This is a genomic window from Jejuia sp. G7-7 (assembly GCF_055808955.1).
Genome location: NZ_JBVVSZ010000001.1, coordinates 1,732,008 through 1,747,882 on the forward strand (window position 1 = coordinate 1,732,008; position 15,875 = coordinate 1,747,882).

The 15,875-nt window shown below is 29.9% G+C and carries 18 protein-coding genes, 1 tRNA gene and 3 pseudogenes; 12 read left to right on the top strand and 10 right to left on the bottom strand.

Annotated elements, in window-relative coordinates:
* The first annotated feature begins 197 nt into the window (after positions 1-197).
* The 7 genes and pseudogenes from AC0L5U_RS08500 to AC0L5U_RS08530 all read left to right on the top strand — a co-directional run bounded on the left by AC0L5U_RS08500 (position 198) and on the right by AC0L5U_RS08530 (position 5,603).
* Positions 198-659, top strand: coding sequence for an FKBP-type peptidyl-prolyl cis-trans isomerase (locus AC0L5U_RS08500; RefSeq protein WP_473415824.1), 462 nt, complete (start codon positions 198-200; stop codon positions 657-659).
* A gap of 142 nt (positions 660-801) precedes the next feature.
* Positions 802-1,197: a hypothetical protein gene (locus AC0L5U_RS08505; RefSeq protein ID WP_473415825.1), complete on the top strand. Its 396-nt coding sequence runs from the start codon at positions 802-804 to the stop codon at positions 1,195-1,197.
* Positions 1,198-1,315: 118 nt separating this feature from the next.
* Complete coding sequence (locus AC0L5U_RS08510; protein ID WP_473415826.1) at positions 1,316-1,693, top strand: VOC family protein; 378 nt, start codon at positions 1,316-1,318, stop codon at positions 1,691-1,693.
* A 52-nt stretch (positions 1,694-1,745) separates the two neighbouring features.
* Entirely contained in the window at positions 1,746-2,438 is a 693-nt protein-coding gene (locus AC0L5U_RS08515) for a helix-turn-helix transcriptional regulator (protein ID WP_473415827.1), read from the top strand.
* Between the two features lie 189 nt (positions 2,439-2,627).
* A pseudogene (locus AC0L5U_RS08520) lies at positions 2,628-3,199 on the top strand (MOSC domain-containing protein).
* A 103-nt stretch (positions 3,200-3,302) separates the two neighbouring features.
* Positions 3,303-4,543 (top strand): annotated as a pseudogene (locus tag AC0L5U_RS08525) (DEAD/DEAH box helicase).
* Between the two features lie 89 nt (positions 4,544-4,632).
* Positions 4,633-5,603: pseudogene (locus AC0L5U_RS08530) on the top strand (sterol desaturase family protein).
* Here AC0L5U_RS08530 and AC0L5U_RS08535 read toward each other — a convergent pair.
* Together AC0L5U_RS08535 and AC0L5U_RS08540 are read right to left on the bottom strand one after the other, a co-directional pair.
* Positions 5,581-5,940 carry a hypothetical protein gene (locus AC0L5U_RS08535; protein WP_473415828.1) on the bottom strand — a complete coding sequence of 120 codons (360 nt, stop codon included), beginning with the start codon at positions 5,938-5,940 and terminating at the stop codon, positions 5,581-5,583. The pseudogene AC0L5U_RS08530 and the gene AC0L5U_RS08535 overlap by 23 nt on opposite strands.
* A gap of 24 nt (positions 5,941-5,964) precedes the next feature.
* Positions 5,965-6,552, bottom strand: a complete 588-nt coding sequence (locus tag AC0L5U_RS08540) for an RNA polymerase sigma factor (protein ID WP_473415829.1) — start codon at positions 6,550-6,552, stop codon at positions 5,965-5,967.
* A 138-nt stretch (positions 6,553-6,690) separates the two neighbouring features.
* On the opposite strand from AC0L5U_RS08540, the gene AC0L5U_RS08545 reads away from it, so the two are divergent.
* The gene (locus AC0L5U_RS08545; protein WP_473415830.1) at positions 6,691-7,035 is read left to right on the top strand and encodes a DUF6249 domain-containing protein; all 345 of its coding nucleotides are present in this window, start codon (positions 6,691-6,693) and stop codon (positions 7,033-7,035) included.
* 71 nt (positions 7,036-7,106) lie between these two features.
* Here the strand turns inward: AC0L5U_RS08545 and AC0L5U_RS08550 are convergent, their stop codons facing one another.
* Together AC0L5U_RS08550 and AC0L5U_RS08555 are read right to left on the bottom strand one after the other, a co-directional pair.
* Positions 7,107-7,208 carry a M15 family metallopeptidase gene (locus AC0L5U_RS08550; protein ID WP_473415831.1) on the bottom strand — a complete coding sequence of 34 codons (102 nt, stop codon included), beginning with the start codon at positions 7,206-7,208 and terminating at the stop codon, positions 7,107-7,109.
* A gap of 56 nt (positions 7,209-7,264) precedes the next feature.
* Positions 7,265-7,699, bottom strand: a complete 435-nt coding sequence (locus AC0L5U_RS08555) for a M15 family metallopeptidase (protein ID WP_473415832.1) — start codon at positions 7,697-7,699, stop codon at positions 7,265-7,267.
* 110 nt (positions 7,700-7,809) lie between these two features.
* Between AC0L5U_RS08555 and AC0L5U_RS08560 the strand changes: the two genes are divergently transcribed.
* The 4 genes from AC0L5U_RS08560 (at position 7,810) to AC0L5U_RS08575 (ending at position 10,927) form a co-directional block, all read left to right on the top strand.
* Positions 7,810-8,199, top strand: coding sequence for an alpha-ketoglutarate-dependent dioxygenase AlkB family protein (locus AC0L5U_RS08560; protein ID WP_473415833.1), 390 nt, complete (start codon positions 7,810-7,812; stop codon positions 8,197-8,199).
* Positions 8,200-8,207: 8 nt separating this feature from the next.
* Positions 8,208-8,438 carry an alpha-ketoglutarate-dependent dioxygenase AlkB gene (locus AC0L5U_RS08565; RefSeq protein ID WP_473416222.1) on the top strand — a complete coding sequence of 77 codons (231 nt, stop codon included), beginning with the start codon at positions 8,208-8,210 and terminating at the stop codon, positions 8,436-8,438.
* Between the two features lie 438 nt (positions 8,439-8,876).
* Positions 8,877-10,181: a DUF819 family protein gene (locus AC0L5U_RS08570; RefSeq protein ID WP_473415834.1), complete on the top strand. Its 1,305-nt coding sequence runs from the start codon at positions 8,877-8,879 to the stop codon at positions 10,179-10,181.
* 50 nt (positions 10,182-10,231) lie between these two features.
* Positions 10,232-10,927 (top strand): DUF4369 domain-containing protein, encoded by a 696-nt coding sequence (locus AC0L5U_RS08575; protein WP_473415836.1) that lies wholly within the window; start codon positions 10,232-10,234, stop codon positions 10,925-10,927.
* A 62-nt stretch (positions 10,928-10,989) separates the two neighbouring features.
* On the opposite strand, the gene AC0L5U_RS08580 is transcribed toward AC0L5U_RS08575, so the two are convergent.
* The 6 genes from AC0L5U_RS08580 to AC0L5U_RS08605 all read right to left on the bottom strand — a co-directional run bounded on the left by AC0L5U_RS08580 (position 10,990) and on the right by AC0L5U_RS08605 (position 15,849).
* Positions 10,990-11,063: transfer RNA gene (locus AC0L5U_RS08580), tRNA-Thr, on the bottom strand.
* A 60-nt stretch (positions 11,064-11,123) separates the two neighbouring features.
* Positions 11,124-11,393 (bottom strand): hypothetical protein, encoded by a 270-nt coding sequence (locus AC0L5U_RS08585; protein WP_473415837.1) that lies wholly within the window; start codon positions 11,391-11,393, stop codon positions 11,124-11,126.
* 567 nt (positions 11,394-11,960) lie between these two features.
* Positions 11,961-12,371 (bottom strand): 6-pyruvoyl trahydropterin synthase family protein, encoded by a 411-nt coding sequence (locus AC0L5U_RS08590; RefSeq protein ID WP_473415838.1) that lies wholly within the window; start codon positions 12,369-12,371, stop codon positions 11,961-11,963.
* Positions 12,368-12,892 (bottom strand): isopentenyl-diphosphate Delta-isomerase, encoded by a 525-nt coding sequence (gene idi / locus AC0L5U_RS08595; RefSeq protein ID WP_473415839.1) that lies wholly within the window; start codon positions 12,890-12,892, stop codon positions 12,368-12,370. Before idi ends, AC0L5U_RS08590 begins: the two co-directional genes overlap by 4 nt.
* A 107-nt stretch (positions 12,893-12,999) precedes the next feature.
* Positions 13,000-14,904 carry an OmpA family protein gene (locus tag AC0L5U_RS08600; protein ID WP_473415840.1) on the bottom strand — a complete coding sequence of 635 codons (1,905 nt, stop codon included), beginning with the start codon at positions 14,902-14,904 and terminating at the stop codon, positions 13,000-13,002.
* Between the two features lie 12 nt (positions 14,905-14,916).
* A complete protein-coding gene (locus AC0L5U_RS08605) occupies positions 14,917-15,849 on the bottom strand; it encodes a PorP/SprF family type IX secretion system membrane protein (protein ID WP_473415841.1) in 933 nt (310 codons plus the stop codon).
* Positions 15,850-15,875 lie beyond the last annotated feature (26 nt).

The window sequence follows — 15,875 nt, forward strand, 5'->3', positions numbered from 1 at the left end:
TGTTCTAGCCTACAAATATAAAAGGCATATCCTCATCCATCTCAGAGTGGACGTGAGTAATCTCATAAATTAAAAACTATAAGTCGTTTCACTTTAATGGAAATCTATTAGACGCTAATTTACTTTATGAAAAACAATATCTTTATTTTTTGCAAAACAATAAGCTCTCGTTATATTTGTGTTCTAAAAAACAAACTATGAAAAAATATACATATATTACTTTAATGATGATCTTATTCATCTCTTGTAAATCTGATAATGATATAACCATTACCGATTTTAGAGTCGAAAATGAAAAAGAAATTACTGATTATATTGCCGCTAATAATTTAACTGCCCAAAAAAGCACCTCAGGTTTACATTATGTTATAAACCAACCTGGAACAGGTTTACAACCTACAACTACAGACAACGTAACTGTTGCATACAAAGGCTATTTCACAAACGGAAATGTGTTTGACGAAAGTGATGCCTCTGGAATTTCATTTGGTTTACAACGTGTAATTGCTGGTTGGACAGAAGGTATCACCTATTTTAAAGAAGGAGGCAGCGGCATCTTATTGGTTCCTGCACACCTTGGTTACGGCAGCTCTGGTAGAGGGAGTATTCCTGGAGGAGCTGTACTTATTTTTGATGTAGAGCTTATTTCTGTAAATTAAATCATTTGTTTTTTCGTTTTAAAAAAAAGATTATGAATACAGAGTGTTTTCTTATGAAATTTAAAGCTTGAGTTTGCATAAAAAATTAGTTATTTTAGTTAAAACATATTGAAAAACTTTCCATCAAAAACAAAAAGCTAAAATGCAAGTGACTCCTTACAACCTAAACACCTTCAGAATTTTATTCCTCATTAAAGGCATTTTAACCTTATGCTTTTCATTATTTTTTGTGTTTTACGCCTGTATGGGATTATTTTTTAGTGCTGCCATAGAACACTCAGAAGCAAACAATGAATTACCATTTAATTTTGGTTGGATTTTTATAATAATTGGCAGTATTGGTTTTATAATCTCTATTGCTTTTGGCATATTAACGCTATTAGCTTCTAAATATCTAAAAGAGGTTAAAAACTACAATTTTATATTTGCTATTGCTGTTGTAAACTGCCTTACAGGAATTCTTGGAATTCTATTAGGTGTTTTTACTTTAGTAGAATTAACAAAACCTGAGGTTAAAAACCTTTTTAACAAAGTGTAATTTTTTATATATAAAACTAGTATTAAAAAATAGCTAAACTAAAGTTTACCCCTGACACATTATGACTTAAACCCGAATACTTTTGCATGTAAGTTTAACAAACAAATCAATTTAAAAAATGAAACATGCAATTAGCTGGTTTGAAATCCCAGTAAAAAATTACCAAAGAGCTAAACAATTTTACAACACAGTTATGGATCTTGAAATAAAAGATCACCATATGCCAGAACAAAACATAAAATATGGCATGTTCCCTTATGATAATGACAACAATGGTGTTGGTGGTGGACTTATTGAAAGTACTGAGATAAAGCCTACAACTGATGGACCAACTATTTACTTAAATGCAGGAGAAGATTTAAACATTGCATTAGGTAAAATAGAATCTTCTGGAGGTAAAGTAATTATGCCCAAGACGGACATAGGTGAAAATGGTTTTATGGCACAATTTATAGATACAGAGGGTAACAGAATTGCATTCCATTCTTGGATGTAACTAAAAAACTAATAGGATAGCGAATTTTATAAGGTTCGCTATCTTTGTTATTATGCCTCAATTATCAAGACTCATAGCAACACTTACACTATTAAAATCTAAACGCATTTTAACAGCCCCTGAACTTTCTAAAAAGTTTGACGTAAGTGTAAGAACAATATATAGAGACATAAGAAAATTAGAAGAAGCGGGAATACCTATAACTACCATCGAAGGCAAAGGCTACTCATTAATGGACGGCTATACAGTACCTCCAGTACAATTTACCGAGAGAGAAGCTAATGCTATAATTACTGCACAACACTTGGTTAATCAAACTAAAGATGAGTCATTTGTTAATGATTTTAAAGAAGCTATCATTAAAATTAAATCTGTTTTTAGAACATCTGTTCAAGAAAAAAGTGAACGTCTAGAAAGTAATATTCATGTATTTAACAACAATTATGAGAATATATCTAGTAATGCTCTTTCTGAAATTCAATTAGCTATTACCAATTTAAATTTTGTTGAACTCAACTACCAAAAGGCAAACGAAAACAATAGTTCATTCAGAAAAATAGAACCTTACGCATTTTATGCTACTAATCATAAATGGATTCTTATTGCTTGGTGTCATTTACGTGATGATTATCGAGCTTTTCGAATTGATAGAATTAAGAACTATAAAATTTTAAACGATATGTTTAAAGATAGGAATTTTAATCTCCAAAATTATTTTCAATCTTGTTCCTATGATGATAAGTAAATAATTTGAGTTCTATACAACCACAAACATGATCAAGAATTAATCAAAATTAATTTTTAATATCAGGATGAATACAGTCAATTTTTTTAAATCTATTGGTTTTATAGACGATCCAAATTTAATTACTTAAAAAAAGAATATCCCTAAATTGAACTCAAGTTAAATAATGATTTTACTTATTTTTATTACATGAAAATAACCTCAACCAACATAGCAAAACCAACCACCATCATTTGGAATGGTAAAGAAGAAACAACAGGTATTTATAAAAAACCAGTAAATCATCCAATTTTACTAGGAAATCAAGGTGTACAAAATGATGAAATTTCAGATAGAAACGTACATGGTGGACAATTTAAAGCATGTTATTTGTTTTCTGAAAATCAATATAATTACTGGAAAGATTTATATCCAAATTTAGATTGGGAATTCGGTATGTTTGGAGAAAACCTTACTATCTCTGGATTAAATGAAAAAGAGATTCATATTGGTGATATTTATGAAATTGGGAATACCTTAGTTCAAGTAACACAACCCGCGAACCCTGCTTTAAGTTTGGCGTGAAGCTTGGAAATCAACGTGCTTTAAAACAATTTATAGATCATGGTTATTCTGGAACATATATTCGTATTCTAGAAGAAGGCTATGTAAAAACTGGCGACACCTTAGAGTTGGTTGAAAAAGCCAAGAACAGCATTAGTACATGGCAATTATTTGATTTGTTTTATAACAAAGAAAAAATCAAAACCACATTAAATTAATAATGCATAACAATGCTTTACCAAAACGAAAAAGAGATAAACTGAAATCTTTTAAAGTAGCTTTGGACTTGTTTGTTATATCTTTGCGGCAAATTACAAATAAATGTCTTTTAAAGATTTAAAAATAAGTAAACCCATTTTACGTGCTGTTGCTGAAGCTGGATATGATAATCCTACTCTAGTTCAAGAAAAAACTATTCCGCTGGTTTTAGATAAAAAAGATGTAATTGTTTCTGCTCAAACCGGAACTGGTAAAACTGCAGCTTTTGCACTTCCTATTTTACAATCATTATTAGATCAACAAGATGCACCAAAAAAAGGTAAGACAATAAAAGCTTTAATTGTTAGTCCAACCAGAGAATTGGCTATTCAAATTGAAACTAATTTTAAAACTTACAACACTTACACTAATTTAAGAACTACTGTTGTAAATGGTGGCACTTCAATAGAACCCCAAAAAGATGTTTTAAAAAAGGGGTTGATATTTTAATTGCAACTCCAGGTCGTTTATTGGATTTACATAAACAAGATATAGTTAATTTAGATTATGTTGAAACGCTTGTTTTAGACGAAGCTGATTTAATGCTGGATATGGGTTTTATAGATGATGTAAGGAAAATTGAACGCTTATGCACAAGAGAAAAGCAGATACTTTTATTTTCGGCAACTATTCCTTATAAAGTTGAGCAATTAGCTAATTCTATTTTGAATACTCCTGAGCGTGTTGAAGTAGCTCAAAATTCTTCAACTTCAAAAAATGTAGCACAACTTTTATATTATGTTCCAAAAAGAAATAAAATTGAATTGTGTTTGCATCTGCTAAGAAATACTATTAAAGGTAATATCATCATATTTAGACGTACAAAATTTGGTGTTGATAAATTAGAAAAAACACTTTTAAAAAATGGTTATAAGGTAGATTGTATTCACGGGGATAAGAGTCAAACTGCAAGACAAGAGGCTTTAAATAGATTCAAAAAAGCAGACGTGAATATTTTAGTTGCTACCGATGTTGCAGCGCGTGGTATTGATATAAATGATTTAGATGCAGTAGTGAATTTTGATTTACCAAACATCCCAGAAACTTATGTGCATCGCATTGGCAGAACTGCAAGAGCAGGGAATTCGGGAATTGCTCATTCATTTTGTTCTGCTGATGAGAAGAATTATATAAAAATCATTCAACAACTTATTCAATTGCAGTTGGATATTATTGAAGATCATCCTTACCCTCTAGATCCAAAAGTAAAACCAATTATTCATACATCTAAAAAAACAGGAAGCAAACATAAAAAAGGTCGAAAAAGTGCTGCTTCTAAAAAGAAAAAGAAACGTTGGTACTAATTCATTCAAAACTCTGTTATATATTATATATCTTTCCAAAAAAAAACATCCAAGCTTAAACATTAATAAATTACTCTCAATTACAATAAATGGATTTTACAAACCCTTTAGTTTATGGTGTTCCTTGTTTTTTAGGGCTCATTCTAGTAGAACTTACTTACAGTAAAACCCATGATCATAAAGATTTATACGATTGGAAAGATTTAGGCTCTAGCCTATTTATGGGTATTGGCTCTGTGGTAATAGCACCTTTAATCAAAACAATTTCTGCCATCATCATTTTTAATTATATGTATGATTTGTTTAACCCTATGGTTGATGGTGTAAGAATGAATATTATGGGGTGGGAATCTTTTAGTTACAGTTTACCTGTTTGGTTTGCATGTCAATTTTTGGATGATTTTACTTATTATTGGTTTCATAGAGAAAATCATATGATTCGTTTTTTATGGGCTGCACACATTGTGCATCACTCATCAGATAATTTTAATTTGGGTACAGCTGTTAGAAACGGCTGGTTTACCATTTTATACAAACCTCTATTTTATATGTGGCTTCCTGCTATTGGGTTTCCACCAGAAATGGTAGTGGTTTGTTTAGGTATTGAGGCATTGTGGCAATTTCAGTTACATTCTACATATGTTCCTAAATTAGGAATCATAGAGAAAATATTTAATACGCATACCATGCACCAAGTACATCATGCCAAAAATTTAGAGTATATGGATAAAAATCATGGTGGATTTTTAAATATGTTTGATAAAATTTTTGGTACATGGAGAAAGAATTAGATGATGATATTGAAATTCAGTACGGTGTTACTAAACCACCAAACTCTTACAATCCTTTAATTATTCTAACACATGAGTATAAAGATATTTGGAATGACATGAAGAAAAGTAAGAACTTATATCATAAATTTATGTATGCTTTTGGACCTCCAGGATGGAGTCATGATGGAAGTACGCTTACCATAAAACAAATGAGAGATCAAATGGAGTTGGAGAAAAATGCCCTTAAAAATAATCGTTTTAAACTTAAACACTCAATCGTTTATTAAAATAGTGTTTCAATAAAGGCACTTGAATACAAATCATCAAACATAAAAGTACTATAGTATACATTAAAGTTTTTGATAATTTAAAATCTGAAACTGTATAGTTAGGTATTAAACTAAAATCTATAGTATTAAACCAACTCACAGAACCTTCTGGTGTTTCAGAATATAGCGCATAAAATATTATAGTAAAAAAACCCACTAATATTAAAACCCATGCTGTTTTAGATATTAAAGGTTTATAAACTATAGCTTGGCTTTCATTTATAGCCTTTACTTGAGACATTACAGTATCAGTAAAATTCAAAAAAGGACTTTCGATTCCTACTTCTTTTACCACTTTTTTGTAAAATCATATAAATATTTATCTCCGGTCTCTTTCATAATATTCAATTAATTCTGGTTCTAGTCTTTGTTTTAAAATAGTTGCCAATTTTTTTCTACTTCTGAACAACTTTACTTTTACGTTGTTAGGAGTTAATCCAATAATTTGCGATATTTCCTCTAAAGAATGTTCTTCAAAATAATATAGAGTTAATAAAACCCCATCAATACTTGGTAACTTATTAATACAACTTTTTATAACCTCTTCGCGTTCTTGATTCACCAAATTATCTAAAGCATTATCAATTGTTTTCACTTGGTGTTCTGTAAAATCATCAATAGCTACATCATTAATATATTTTCTATTCTTTTTTAATCTATCTAAACTTGTATTGTATGCTATTTTATAAATCCAAGTAGAAAATTTAGAATTACCTTTAAATTTATTTAAAGATTTATATGCCTTTATAAAAGTATCTTGTGCTACTTCTTCGGCTTCTTCTCTATTTTTAAGCATTCTAAGAGTTAGAGTGAATACTAAATCTTTATAACGATTTACTAATACAGAAAATGCATTTGTATCACCTTCAATGATTAAATTAATATAATGTTGGTCGTTAGTGGTCATTTTAAAAGTAAGACGAATATATTTTGTTATTGGTTACATTTAAAATGAAAAAACATTAAAAGGAGTGTAACCAAAATTAAAAGTACATCGTCATAAACTATAAACACATTAAAAATAATCAATTAAAAACAAACAATTATGGAAGGAACATTAATACCAATTAGCTTATTTTTAGCAATTTTCGGAATGGTTTATCTTTATTTATCAACAAGAAACAAAGAACGCTTAGCCCTTATCGAAAAAGGCGCAGACGCTAGTATTTTCATAAAAGGTAAAAGCCATGCCTCTCCTATTTGGAAGGTAATCCTTTTAAACCTCTCACTATTATTAATGGGTATTGGAATAGGAGTTTTTATTGCAAGTATTCTAGATAATTATACAAGCTTGGATGAAGATGCTGTATATCCAGCTACTATTTTCTTTATGGCTGGTATTGGCTTATTTATAGGGTTTAATATGACTAAGAATTTGGATAAAGAATAATTCTATAATTCTATTTCATATTAATTAAACTAAACTTTAAAAACTGCTTTCACTATTCTGAAAGTAGTTTTTTATTCAATAGGAAAATCAAAATAAGTATTTGGAAAAGGTTGGTTTCGTAATGTAAAATGCCACCATTCTCTTGGGTAATTTCTAAAACCATTTCTCAACATTATATTTTGAAGTAATTTTCTATTATGACTTTGTGCTTTTGAAATATACTGATAATTTACCCAAGATTGTATCCCAAAAAGTCATAAATACTTCCCATATCCAATTCCTTATTAGTTTTTAAATCTACTAAAGTAAGATCTACGGTACTTCCCTTTGTATGTCCAGATCGAGTGGCAATATATTCTTCTTTGAATAAATATCTCTTTTTAACATCTGGATAAAACCTAGATTTATTTATGGTATCGTTTAAATCTCTTGCCCATTTTATGAAATGATTTACAGCACGTTGAGGACGATAACCATCATAAACCTTTAATCCTAAATTTTGTTTTTTCAATTTAAGTTGAATTACTTTCAAGGCTTCAACGGTTTCTTCAGTTAAAATAAGACAATTATTATTGTACCCTTCAATAGGCTTACCTACAAAGTTATTTGTTCCAAAATAGCGTAGCTCAATTTCTAAATCCGGAATTTTGTCATTAGCATACACAAAACCTTTTGGTAATTGGCCAAAGGCAACTAACGAAATAAAAAAATAAAATTACTAAATGGTACTTCATTTATGTTTTGATTTGTGCTAAATTAGAAAATAAAAAAGTTATGCAACTCTCCAATTCTGTTAATTTAAAATTGAAAGATGCTGATATTATCTATTATCCAACATTTTTTAATAAAAAAGAAGCGAACAATTACTTTAATAATTTATTAGATAAAATTAATTGGCAACAAGATAAAATTACTGTTTTTGGAAAAATATATAATCAACCCAGATTAACCGCTTTTTTTGGGAATAATGGCAAGATTTACAAGTACAGTAATATTGTAATGCATCCCAAACCATTTGTCGGCAAATTACTAGAAATCAAGTCTTTAATTGAAACAGAATTAGATATAGAATTTACAAGCTGTTTAGCCAATTTATACAGAGATGGAAATGATAGTAATGGTTGGCATGCAGACAATGAAAAAGCACTAGAAAAAACCCTATAATTGCATCTATAAGTTTAGGAGAAGATCGTGTTTTTCATTTAAAACATAAAGATGATAAAAACCTAAAAACTAAACTTGTTTTAAATCATGGCAGTTTACTGCTAATGCAAGGTTCCACGCAGGATAACTGGCTACACCAAATACCAAAAACAAAAAAAAATATAGGACAAAGAATTAACCTAACATTTCGCATTATTCCACAAAAAAACCGAGTTCCCTCAAACTCGGTTCTTTCTTAATTTGCTTTTTATATTATGTGCTAGATTTGGGGTCTCCACATCGACAACATAATGCAAATATTAATTAATTAATCCATTGAACTAAAAAGTATGTTATTTAGTACGGGGCAAATATAAAAATGCATTTTAGTTATAACGATAAAAAACATAAATAATCGTTGAAATACACTTTTTTTTAACACAGATAGTCGATGTAATACATATTATCGACGAACGACATACTTTATTAAAAATTAATCTACAAAAAAAGCACTCCAAGTAGAGTGCTTTTTTACTAACTAACCAACCAAAATATGAAATTACATTTCTAAAAGTTTAAAGTAACCACTCAATAAACTATTGCTATGAATTGTAATTACTTTTTATAACACAATCTTTGTGCCAAACTAAAATATTTCCTTTATATATTTTGATTATCTTAGAATTTCAAAAAATAAAATGATAAATAAACCAATTTTTACTGGAGATACCATCGTATTCGGATTATTAATGCTCACGTTAGGTTTTGTGTTTTACACTTCATCTAGCCCTAATTCCTTTTGGAAAAAGTTTTACAAATATATTCCTGCACTATTAATGGCGTATATGCTTCCTGGAACTTTAACAACTCTAGGCATAATTGCCCCAGAGTGGACAACTAGTGATGAAGCTGGTAATATTATTGAACACAAATCTCAAGTGTATTATATTGCCAGTCGGTTTTTATTACCCGCAGCATTGGTATTAATGACTCTAAGTATTGACTTAAAAGCCATTTATAATTTAGGTCCAAAAGCGCTCATTATGTTTTTAACTGGTACATTAGGCGTTGTTATTGGTGGACCTTTGGCTATTTTATTGATATCTATGATATCTCCTGAGACCGTTGGAGGTGCTGGTCCTGATGCTGTATGGCGAGGTTTGGCAACATTAGCTGGTAGTTGGATTGGTGGTGGTGCAAATCAAGCTGCTATGCTAGAAATTTATGGCTATAATACCGATAATTATGCAGGAATGGTTATAGTAGATATTGTTGTGGCTAATATATGGATGGCGATTTTACTTTTAGGAATCGGGAAATCTGAAAAAATTGATAAATGGTTAAAAGCAGATAATAGCGCCATTGAAGCTTTAAAGGAACGTGTGTCTACTTATGCTTCTAAAATTTCAAGAAACCCAACATTAACAGATTTTATGATTATACTTGGTATCGCTTTTACAGTAGTAGGTTTAGCTCATTTTGGAGCTAATAATGTTTCTGATTTTTTAACCTCTAATTTTGAATCAGTTAGAGATAAATCTTCAGCCATGTCTTCATTTGGCTCACAATTCTTTTGGATGATTACTATTGCTACCGCTCTTGGCATTATGCTTTCATTCACTAAATTAAAAGAATATGAAGGTGCTGGGGCAAGTAAAATTGGAAGTGTATTCATTTATATTCTTGTTGCAACAATTGGAATGAAAATGGACTTAACTAAAATTTTAGAAAATCCAGGTTTAATTTTTGTTGGACTAGTTTGGATGGCCATCCATGTGGTATTATTAATATTGGTTGCTAAACTTATCAAAGCTCCTTATTTCTTTCTTGCTGTTGGTAGTAAAGCCAATATTGGTGGTGCAGCTTCTGCCCCGGTTGTAGCGGCAGCATTCCATCCTTCTTTAGCAACAGTAGGTGTGCTTTTAGCTGTTTTTGGTTATGTTGTTGGCACCTATGGAGCAATGCTTTGCGCAGAGCTAATGAAAATTGCTTCCGTAGGCTAGTATATCTTTAATAATTATAAGATATTTGCTCAATAAATTCTTATAATTCTATGAAAAAATATATTCTCTTAATTTTAGTTGCCTTAACATTTTCTTGTTCAAAAAAAGAAAGTGATTTAATTGTGAAAACAAATATTAAAGGTCTAAAAAAAGGAACTGTTTACTTAAAACACGTTGTTGATACTGCTTTAGTTACAGTAGATTCTGTGGTTGTAAATGGTAATCCTCAATTTGAATTGCATAGCAACTTAGAAGAAGCTGATTTATTCTATCTGTATCTTAATAAAAATTCCAAGGAAGAAGATAGAATTACTTTTTTTGCTGATAAAGGTATTACAGAAGTAAATACTACATTAAAAAATTTTGTTGGCGATGCTAAAATTAATGGTTCTGAGCAACAGAAAGTTTTAGAAGAATATCAAAAATTAATGACTCGTCTTAGAGATAGGAACCTAGACCTTATTAAAGAAAGTTTTGAAGCAAAAAAATCGAAAGACTCTGGTGCCTTAACTACTATTTTAAAGAAACAAAACAGTATTGTAAAAAGTAGATACCTGCAAACAGTAAATTTTGCTTTAAATCACAAGAATAGTGAAGTTGCTGCTTATATAGCACTTTCTGAGATTTATGATGCTAATTTTAATCTATTAGATACCATACACAAATCTTTAACTCCAAAAATTCAAGCATCAAAATACGGTAAAGAATTACAAAAATTTTTAGAAGAACGAAAGCAAAAAGATTAAAACTAATCTTGAATTCTAATAAATTAAAAAAGCCTCAAAACATTTGTTTTGAGGCTTTTTTGAGCCGATGGAGGGACTCGAACCCACGACCTGCTGATTACAAATCAGCTGCTCTAGCCAGCTGAGCTACATCGGCTTTTTACGGCTGCAAATATAATTTTAGTAATTAAGTTTGCAAGCTATTTATCAAATAAAGTTAACCTAATTTGTTAATTTTTTCGATAAGTGCTCTACCCTTGTCCTCAAGTTCTTGATTGATTGCTTTAAAATGTGCTTTTTTGTTTTCAGCACTTTTATCATTCACCTTAGCTATTAATTCATCAAACGTAGCTATAGCTTCATCTATGATAGCTTCACTTTTTTTGGTATCTTTATCTGTATTCGATAACTCCCAATTACAAACTACACCAATAATGTCTCCTAAAACGTAGTTAATATCTTTTTTTAAATCTCTAATATTTGCCATAATACTAATTTTATTTTGCTGTAAAACTAAACATAAACTTCTAATAATATCACATTTTTAGACATAATATTATATGATCCTATTCCTACTGGCAACAATACTGTTTCGCCTTGTTTTTAGCTTTTAAGATACCTATTTACTGAAATTCACACTTTTTACTTCTACGTGTATATAAATGAAGAAAGAATCTTTATTATTTACTTTAGAAAGTGTATCTATAACTTTTAAATAGCTCGTAGTAAAGTAAGAACAAGTCATCATTTTATTTGATAAATTCTCTTTTTAGAATAGTTAACTCTAAAACTGTCGACATATTAAAATCAATCGCATCAATTCCTAAATCGTTAAACAAATCTCTTTAGTTACTAGGATTATCTACTCTCTTCTAATCGAAAACTCTGTGAGTTATATCGCAGATTTGTTGTGTTTTTTTAACTATAAAATCTACGCCAATAGCATCAAAACTGACCAATTCAACGCAATAGGTATCCCTTTTTGATACTTTATAAAATTTAAAATAGTGTTTTATTATCTAAATGTTCTGGAAAAAAATCTAGAGTTACTTTTCTATTGTCCTGAATATGTTACAAAATTTCGTGGTGTTTCATATAGTGTAATTTCAAGTTTCAAAGCACCAGATAATTTAGGCTTCATTTTATTATAAATCACAACGGCAATGTTTTCTGCTGTAGGGTTCAAATCTTTAAATTCAGGAACTTCAACATTTAAGTTTTTATGATCGAAAGCGTCTTCAACCTCACTTTTAATGATATCTTTTAAAACCTTCATATCGATTACATAACCCGTTTCTTTTTCAATCTCTCCTGTTACACTCACTATAAGTTCATAGTTATGACCGTGAAAATTTGGGTTATTACATTTTCCAAAAATGACATCGTTTTTTTCAAAACTCCAATCTTTTCTATATAATCTATGCGCTGCATTAAAATGAGCTTTTCTACTTACGGTTACCTTCATTGATTGATATTTATGTGTTCGTAGAATTTGTCGAAAATAATTTTAAACCATTCAGTATAATGTTCTGGACGTAATGAAATATCGTCTTTTACTTCTTCTAATGGCATCCATTTCCAACTTTCAACTTCATCTTTATTAATAAACGGTAATCCATCATATACTCCCAGTAATACATGGTCATATTCATGCTCAGTTAACCCATTATCAAAAGGTGCTTTATAGATAAATGAAATAGACTCTTGCAAATCTACCACAAACCCCATTTCTTCATGTAATCGTCTTTTTCCTGCTTCAATATTAGATTCTCCATCTCTTTGATGGCTACAGCATGTATTCGTCCATAGTCCAGGTGAATGATATTTACTTAATGCACGTTGTTGAAGCATTAATTCATTTTTAGCATTAAAAATAAATACTGAAAATGCACGATGCAAAACTGCTTTTTCATGAGCTTCCATCTTGGGCATTAGCCCTATTTGTTCATTTTGTTCATTAACAAGAATTACTTTTTCTTCTATCATAGTTCAACAAAAATACAAACAAAATATTACTTGTTTTATGCCTAAGTTATGAAATAAAAAAAGCACCTAAATAAATTTAGATGCTTTTAGTGAATAGTTAGTTTAAATTAATTTGCAACAACTATAAACTCACTACGTCTATTAGCTTGATGTGACTCTTTAGAACATTTAACACCGTTAGAACAGTTATTAGTTAATTGTGTTTCTCCGTAGCCTTTACCAGATAATCTATCGGAAGATAGACCTCCCTTATTTATGATGTATGCTTTGGTTGACTTATTTCTTCTATTGGATAATGCAAAATTATATGCGTCTCTTCCTCTTGAATCTGTATGAGATCTTACATCAACCTTCACATTTGGATATTCTTTCATGTAATTGATAATCTTTGCCAATTCGATCTCTGCGTCTGGTCTAATAAATGATTTATCATAATCAAAATAAATAGGATTTAAATTCAATAATTTAAATAAATCAGTTCCTACAGCAGCAGCTTTAGGTTCTAATTTTAATTCTAAATTCTGACTATTACTTTTATTTCCTTCTACCGAAAAATCTATAAAATCGTCACTATATTTTTCCTTCTTAGCCTCTACTATGTAGGTTTCCACATTACAACCTAAAGTAAATTGAAACTTTCCATTAGCATCACTTTTTACAGTTTGTAATATGCTACTACTAGCATCTGATAAAACAACTGAAGCATTGGCTAAAACTGCTCTAGTTCTCTTATCTGCAACTATTCCATTAACTACATAAGTACATTCTGGGATTTCGAAACTATAAATATCATCATCTCCTTTTCCTCCTTTTCTGTTTGATGATATATAGCCTTTTTTTGAAGTTTCATTAATAATGTATCCAAAATCATCTTTAGGACTGTTAATAGGTTTACCTAAATTTTCTATTTTGACTGCATTAATTTTATCTATTTCAATTTTAAAAACATCTAATCCACCAAGACCTACATGACCATCTGAAGAAAAATAAAGTATACCTTTTTCACTTACAAAAGGAAAATTCTCTTTACCCTCAGTATTAATATTTGAACCCAGATTTACAGGCTCTCCATAAGTTCCATCTTCATTAATATCAACAACAAAAATATCAGATGCACCTTTAGTTCCAGGCATATCTGAAGCGAAATATAATTTCTTTTCATCAGTACTTAATGCTGGATGCGCCACATTATACTCATCATTATTAAATGGCATAGATTCTATATTAGTCCATACACTATCAATTAAAGTTGCTTTATAAATTTTTAATCCATGAATGTTTTTACTATTCTTTTTAAACTTTCCTTTGAAAAAATTATTTCGAGTAAAATATGCTGTTTTCCCATCTTTTGAAAAAGTAGTTGAAGATTCATGATATTTAGTATTTACACCACCTTTTACTTCTTTAACACTTCCATTTTCATTTAATTCAAATAAATCTAAAAATGGTTGTGCATTCCATTTGTAAACATTTTCATTTTCATCTCTTGATGAAGCAAAAATCAAATGCCCCTCATAGGTTGATGTTCCAAAGTCTGAAAATCTGGTGTTGATATCTAAATTCTCCAACTCATAATCTTTAGAAATAGCATCTATGTTTGTTAAATAATTAAGGTTATCGAAAAATGCTTTAGTTCTAGAATCTTCAGGTTGTTTATGAGCAAAAATCTTAAACACTTCATTGGAAGCTTTATACTTTTCTTGAGCTTTTAAAGCTTGAGCATATCTAAAATAGTTTTCAGGATTAATCTCAACATTCATTTTAAGTAATTTTTCAAACCAAATGGAAGCATCTTCCATTTCATTATTAAAATAAAATGCATTTGCTAATTTTTCAATAACTTCTGGAGAAGTGCCCTCTTGGTTCGCTAATTCTAAAAGTTGATCTCTTGACTCTACATAAGATAAGTTTTCGTATTTCTTAATAGCCCTAGAAGCTTTTGCTTTTTGCGCAAAAGAACTATTAAAAACCAAAGTAACTAATATAGATAGTATATATATTCTTTTTTTCATGTTTATAGTCTTTTAGAAGAATCTTGGTGATAAAATTTTACCTATTTGCTGTAATTCAAATCGCAACATAATTTCGTGAGTTCCACTATTATAATTATTTAACGCTGTAGTTGTAGCATCATAAGCATAACCTACAAATAGTCCTTGGTTAATTTGAAACCCTAATAAACCACTTACAGAATCATCCCATCTGTAGGCTAATCCCAAAGTGAATTTATCATTGAATAATGCATTAACCGATAAATCGGCAATGAGTGGTGCGCCTGAAACACCTTTTACTAAAAAGGCAGGTTTTAACTTGGTACGTTCACTTAAATCAAACACATAGCCACCAATTAAAAAATAATGCAATCGTTCAGTAGCTATAGATTCTTGAAAATCATCATAGTGTTCAGTATTCAAAATATTTGGTACTGCTAAACCTAAATACCATTTTTGTGAATGTAAATACAAACCAGCTCCAAGGGTTGGTGATATTAAATTAATATTCTCATTAAATAATCTATCCGCATTTTGAAAACGACCTTTACTCCAATCTGTATCCAAAATATGTAAACCTCCTTTAAGACCAAATGATAATTCTAAATCTCCTGCTTCATCAACTGGGATTGTATAAGATACATTGGCATCAATGCTCGTTTCTTCAGCTGGTCCTAATTGATCACTAACTATATTTAAACCTAAACCTATTCTTTCGTTTCTTAGCGGTGAATGAATACCAAACGTCATTGTTTTTGGTGCGCCGTCAATACCAACCCATTGCGTTCTATAAAGTGCTGTAGCACTTAACACATTTCGCTGACCTGCATAAGCTGCATTTACACTCATGGTGTTATACATATATTGTGTATACTGAGGATCTTGTTGAGCCTTAGTTTCGATGCTTAATAGTGTAGTAAATACTACTAAAATTAATCCTTTAATGAATGATGATTTTTGTATCATTTTTAATTTTTTTAGTCGTTTACTTT

Excerpts from the sequence above, each read along its gene's own strand:
- AC0L5U_RS08500 (WP_473415824.1), top strand. The coding sequence starts at position 198 with ATGAAAAAATATACATATATTACTTTAATGATGATCTTATTCATCTCT.
- AC0L5U_RS08505 (WP_473415825.1), top strand. The coding sequence starts at position 802 with ATGCAAGTGACTCCTTACAACCTAAACACCTTCAGAATTTTATTCCTC.
- AC0L5U_RS08510 (WP_473415826.1), top strand. The coding sequence starts at position 1,316 with ATGAAACATGCAATTAGCTGGTTTGAAATCCCAGTAAAAAATTACCAA.
- AC0L5U_RS08515 (WP_473415827.1), top strand. The coding sequence starts at position 1,746 with ATGCCTCAATTATCAAGACTCATAGCAACACTTACACTATTAAAATCT.
- AC0L5U_RS08540 (WP_473415829.1), bottom strand. The coding sequence starts at position 6,552 with ATGACCACTAACGACCAACATTATATTAATTTAATCATTGAAGGTGAT.
- AC0L5U_RS08545 (WP_473415830.1), top strand. The coding sequence starts at position 6,691 with ATGGAAGGAACATTAATACCAATTAGCTTATTTTTAGCAATTTTCGGA.
- AC0L5U_RS08550 (WP_473415831.1), bottom strand. The coding sequence starts at position 7,208 with ATGTTGAGAAATGGTTTTAGAAATTACCCAAGAGAATGGTGGCATTTT.
- AC0L5U_RS08560 (WP_473415833.1), top strand. The coding sequence starts at position 7,810 with ATGCAACTCTCCAATTCTGTTAATTTAAAATTGAAAGATGCTGATATT.
- AC0L5U_RS08570 (WP_473415834.1), top strand. The coding sequence starts at position 8,877 with ATGATAAATAAACCAATTTTTACTGGAGATACCATCGTATTCGGATTA.
- AC0L5U_RS08575 (WP_473415836.1), top strand. The coding sequence starts at position 10,232 with ATGAAAAAATATATTCTCTTAATTTTAGTTGCCTTAACATTTTCTTGT.
- AC0L5U_RS08585 (WP_473415837.1), bottom strand. The coding sequence starts at position 11,393 with ATGGCAAATATTAGAGATTTAAAAAAAGATATTAACTACGTTTTAGGA.
- AC0L5U_RS08590 (WP_473415838.1), bottom strand. The coding sequence starts at position 12,371 with ATGAAGGTAACCGTAAGTAGAAAAGCTCATTTTAATGCAGCGCATAGA.
- idi (WP_473415839.1), bottom strand. The coding sequence starts at position 12,892 with ATGATAGAAGAAAAAGTAATTCTTGTTAATGAACAAAATGAACAAATA.
- AC0L5U_RS08600 (WP_473415840.1), bottom strand. The coding sequence starts at position 14,904 with ATGAAAAAAAGAATATATATACTATCTATATTAGTTACTTTGGTTTTT.
- AC0L5U_RS08605 (WP_473415841.1), bottom strand. The coding sequence starts at position 15,849 with ATGATACAAAAATCATCATTCATTAAAGGATTAATTTTAGTAGTATTT.